This is a genomic window from Streptomyces sp. NPDC048644 (genome assembly GCF_043199105.1).
Classification (GTDB): domain Bacteria; phylum Actinomycetota; class Actinomycetes; order Streptomycetales; family Streptomycetaceae; genus Streptomyces.
This window is the reverse complement of record NZ_JBICVO010000011.1, coordinates 73,183-78,203: the sequence shown is the minus strand read 5'-3', so window position 1 is coordinate 78,203 and position 5,021 is coordinate 73,183. Positions and strand designations below refer to the sequence as shown.

At 73.4% G+C, this 5,021-nt stretch carries 2 protein-coding genes; both read left to right on the top strand.

Going from position 1 to position 5,021, the window contains the following annotated elements; translation table 11 throughout:
• Nucleotides 1–278: 278 nt before the first annotated feature.
• Nucleotides 279–722 carry a YbaB/EbfC family nucleoid-associated protein gene (locus ACGFNI_RS24540; protein ID WP_393686782.1) on the top strand — a complete coding sequence of 148 codons (444 nt, stop codon included), beginning with the start codon at nt 279–281 and terminating at the stop codon, nt 720–722.
• Nucleotides 723–788: 66 nt separating this feature from the next.
• A complete protein-coding gene (eccCa, locus tag ACGFNI_RS24535; RefSeq protein ID WP_393686781.1) occupies nt 789–4,880 on the top strand; it encodes a type VII secretion protein EccCa in 4,092 nt (1,363 codons plus the stop codon).
• Nucleotides 4,881–5,021 lie beyond the last annotated feature (141 nt).

Sequence of the window (5,021 nt, the reverse complement as noted above, 5' to 3'; positions counted from 1 at the left end):
CGGGTCGCGGTGGGGGTGTCGGGCGGGTTCACCGGCCGGACACCCCCACGTCGCCGGGCGGATTTGCGCAGGTCCCGGCTCGGAGGTCCCCGAACAGGGATCTGGGCAGGTCCGCGGCCGGGCGGGAGGATGGGCGTGGACCGATGCCGTTCCCCCTGCGTTCGGCCACCCCTGTGGTGCCGGCGCGCTCGAAGGCAGGCGTGCCCGCGTGGCCGCCCGCGCCCGTCGTGTGCCGGTACGTCCGCGTCGTCCCCCGCCCCGCACGAGGAGCACCACCCATGCCCGACCCGATCGACCTCGCGGCCCTCACCGACCGGATGCGTCACCTCCAAGGCCATCTCTCCGGCCTGGGCGAGAGCCTGAGCGCGGATCAGGCGACCGGCCACGGCGGCGGTGGCCTGGTCACCGCGACGGTCACCGGTGAAGGCCGGCTGACCTCCCTGCGGATCGACCCTTCGGTGATCGACCCGGACGATCCGGAGACCCTGGCCGGTCTGGTCATCCAGGCCGTCGATGCCGCGCAGCTGTCCGTCAAGGAGCGGCACTCCGAGCGGGTCGGTCAGTTCGCGGAGGGGCTGACGAACCTGGCGGTGGGGCTGCGCGAGCACACCGAGCAGAGCCAGCGGAACCGGCCCGCGGGCCCGGCTCCCGGCGGCCCGGCACCGTCCACGGCCGCCCCGGACGCCTCGGCCCCGTCCCAGGACGGCTCAGCGCCGCGCTGACCGGCCGGTCAGCGGGCACCCCCGCACCGTCTTCTGCCGCCCCACCTCCCTGCACAGAGAGCCCTGATGTCGCGGATCGTCTTCCACCGCCCAGCCCGGGTCGCCCCGCCGCAGTTGCCGACCGATCCGGTGGTGGTGGCCGCGCCGCCACAGCCGGTCGGCAAGGACTCCAGCGCCAACTGGCTGATGCTGCTGATGCCGTTGCTTTCCAGCATCAGCATGGCCGCCTACATGATCGTCGCCGGCAAGAAGATGCTGATCCTGCTCGGCATCTCCTTCGTCCTGCTCTCCATCGGTCTCACCTTCGGTGTGCGCATGCAGATGCGCGGCAACCAGCGCAAGCAGAAGCTGAGCGCCCGCGACCGGTATCTGGAGCACCTCGTCGAGGTACGGCGGACGGCCCGTCAGGTCGCGTCCGACCAGCGCACCGTCGCGGCCTGGCAGCACCCTTCCCCGCACCGCCTGTGGGCCATCGCCCGCCGGCGCCGCCGGGTGTGGGAGCGCCGCCCCGCCGACCCCGACTTCCTGCGGGTACGGCTCGGCACCGGCCGCGCGCCGCTGTCCACGCCGATCCGGCTGGCCGCCCGTAACGACCCGACGGTCGAGTACGACGCGCGGGCCCGCTCCGCCGCCGACCGGCTGATCGAGGGCACCGCGACGGTCGGCCACCAGCCGGCCACCGTGGACCTCGACAGGTCAGGTGTGGTCAGCGTGCTGGGCCCGGCCGACCGTGCCCGTGGGGTGGCCCGTGCGCTGCTCACCCAGGTCGCCGTGTTGCACGCGCCGGACGATGTCTGCCTCACGGTGGTCACCGGCGGCGCGGAGGACGCCGACTGGGAGTGGGCCAAGTGGCTGCCGCACACCCACGAGAACGACGCGTCCGGCGAGGCGGGTGTGGTGCCGCTGGTCGCCGAGGACTTCGACGGTGTCGCCGACCGCCTCGACGCCTGGCTGACCGCCGCCAAGGAACAGGCCGCCGCCGCCCGGCGCACCTTCGCCACCAGCCGGGACAACAGCGACAGCCGTCGCCGGCTGATCGTCCTGCTCGACGGCTACGACCCGCGCAGCGCCTGGGCCCGCTCGGCGGTCGCCACGCAGTTGCTGGCGGAGGCCGGTACCGGCACCGGTGTCACGGTGATCTGCGTGGTGAACCGTGAGGCGGACGAGCCGAACCGTGCCGACGTCCGGGTCCGGGTGACCGACGGGGGCGACCTGACCGTCGAGAGCCGTCGCTCCGACAACCGCACCGTCGCCTCCCCCGTGGAGGCCGCGGTCGCCGACGAGCCGAGCCCCGCGCTGTGCGCGGCCACCGCCCGCGCCCTGGCGCCGCTGCGGCTGTCCGCCGAGGGCGAGGAGATCCTCGCCCAGACCATGTCGCTGCCGAACCTGCTGGGCGTCCCCGACCTCGACTCCTTCGAGCCGGAAGACCTGTGGATCGAGCCGGACTCCGAAGACGTGCTGCGCTTCCCCGTCGGCTTCGACGCGGAGGGCCGTCCGCTGCCCCTCGACCTCAAGGAGGCGGCGCAGGGCGGCATGGGCCCGCACGGTCTGGTGGTCGGCGCCACCGGTTCCGGCAAGAGTGAGCTGCTGCGCACCCTGGTCGGCGGCCTGACCGCGATCCACTCCCCCGACCTGCTCAGCTTCGTCCTGGTGGACTTCAAGGGCGGCGCCACCTTCGCCGGTGTCACCGAACTGCCGCACGTGGCGGGCCTGATCACCAACCTGGTCGACGATCTGGCGCTGGTCGACCGGGTGCGTGACGCGCTCCAGGGCGAGCAGCAGCGGCGGCAGAAGCTGCTGCGGGACGCCGGAAACCTCGACAACGTGCGCGAGTACCAGCTGCGCCGCGCCGCAGGCCAGACCGGGCCCGACGGCAAGCCCCTGGAGCCGCTGCCCTACCTCCTGGTCATCGTCGACGAGTTCGGCGAACTGCTCTCCAGCCGACCGGACTTCATCGACCTGTTCGTCCAGATCGGCCGGGTCGGCCGCTCCCTCGGCATCCATCTGCTGCTGGCCACCCAGCGCCTGGAGGAAGGCAAGCTGCGGGGTCTGGAGTCCAACCTCTCCTACCGGATCTGCCTGCGTACCTTCTCGGCCGCCGAGTCCCGTTCGGTCATCGGCACGCCGGACGCCTACCAGCTGCCGCCCATTCCCGGCTCGGCGTACCTCAAGGTCGCCGACTCGGTCTACGAGCGGTTCCGGGTGGCGCACGTGTCGGGCCCGCACCAGACCACGGAGGAACGGCTCGCCGTCGAGGGCCCGGTGCCCACCAGCCCGGTGCCGTTCGGGCTGCGGCGCGCGCCCGACCCGGACGCGGCGCCCGAGCCTGCGCCCGAGACGCGGCCCCGGCCGCTGCTCACCGGGCCGACCGAGATGCAGGTCCTGGTGGAGCGGCTGCTGCGGGCCGGGCAGGCCGTGCACCAGGTGTGGCTGCCGCCACTGCCCAGGGCGCTGCCGCTGGACGCCCTCACGGGACCGCTGGCGGGCAACCCGGGCGAGGGGCTGCGCGCGCAGTGGTGGCCGCACCACGGCGAGCTGCGCTTCCCGATCGGTGTGGCGGACGTCCCGGTGATGCAGCAACAGCACCCGGTGGTGCCGGACTTCGCGCACGAGTACGGGCATCTGGCCCTGGTCGGCGCGCCGCAGTCGGGCAAGAGCATGTTCCTGCGCTCGCTGATGCTGTCCGCGATGATCACGCACTCGCCGGATGAGGTGCAGTTCCTCTGCCTCGACTTCGGCGGCGGCTCGCTGCTGCCGTACGAGCGGGCGCCGCACGTCAGCGGTGTCGTCGGGCGGCACGACACGGACCGGGCACGGCGGGCGCTGGCCGAGGTGTCCCAGCTGGTATCGGAGCGCGAGAAGCTCTTCCGTGACCTGGGGATCGACTCGGCGGAGGAGTTCAGGCGCCGCCGCACGGCGGGCGACCTGCCGGCCGGTGTGCGCACCGCTGACGTCTTCCTGGTCCTGGACAACTGGGCGGGCCTGCGGGGCGAGTTGCAGAACCAGGTGGACATCGACGCCGTCGTGCTGGACGTCGCGGCGCGTGGCCTGGGCGTGGGTGTCCATCTGGTGCTGACCGCCAACCGCTGGGCCGACCTGCGGATGGCGCTGCGGGACAGCATCGCGGCACGGCTTGAGCTGCGGCTGAACGACCCGGCCGAGTCCGAGGTCGACCGCCGTGCGGCGCGCCGCTTCGCGTCCGCCACCGCGCCGGGCCGCGGCCTGGCTCCGGGCGGCATTCAGTTCCAGGTGGCGCTGCCGCGGCTGGACGGCATGGACACGCTTGAGGGTCTGGGCGAGGCCCAGGAGGACGCGTTGGCGAAGATCACCGAGTCCTGGCCTTCCGTGGTGGCCCCGCCGATCCGGATGCTCCCCGAGCACCTCACCCTCGCCGAGATGGCGGCGCTGCCCGCGCCGCCCGGCACCGACCCGGCGCAGGAGACCGCCCTTCCCGGCGTGCCGATCGGCATCGCGGAGCACGACCTGCGCCCCGTCCACCTCGAACTGGGCGACGCGGAGCCGCACTTCCTGGTGTACGGCGACTCAGGTTCCGGCAAGTCGGTGTTCCTGCGCACCTGGCTGTCCGGAATGACCGCGCGGTACTCGGCGTGGGAGGCCCGCTTCATCGTGGTGGACTACCGGCGGGCGCTGCTCGGCGCGGTCCCCGACGAGCACCTGGGCGCGTACGCGGGCGACAGCAACGCCGCCACCGCCTATGCCGAACAGGTCGCCCAGAAGCTCGCCGAGCGGCTGCCGCCGCCCAACGTGACCGCCGCCCAACTGCGCGACCGCAGCTGGTGGGAGGGGCCGGAACTGTACGTCGTGGTCGACGACTACGACCTGGTGGGCAACGGACGCAACTCCCCGCTCGCCCCGCTCGTCGACTACCTCCCGCAGGCCAGGGAACTGGGCTTCCACCTGATCGCCGCACGCCGGGTATCCGGCTTCGGCCGCACCGCCCTGACCGAGCCCCTGCTGACCCGCGCCCGCGAACTGGGCGCCGCCGGCCTCGTCCTGTCGGGCGACCCCAAGGAAGGCGCCCTCATCAGCGGGGAACGAGCCGAACCCCGTCCCCCGGGCCGCGGTGTCCTGGTCCGCCGCCAGTCGCCCCGCACGGTCATCCAGATCGCCCTCACCGAGGACGACCCCGGCATCTGACACCGGCTCCGCCCTGCCACGCACACGGCCGGGCCTCGCGTTCCGCACTTCCCGCGGGCACGAGGCCCGGCCGTGTGCGTTGTCGTGTGCGTTGTCGTGTGCGTTGCCGGTGACGGGGACGGCCGCGTACGGGAACAGGGG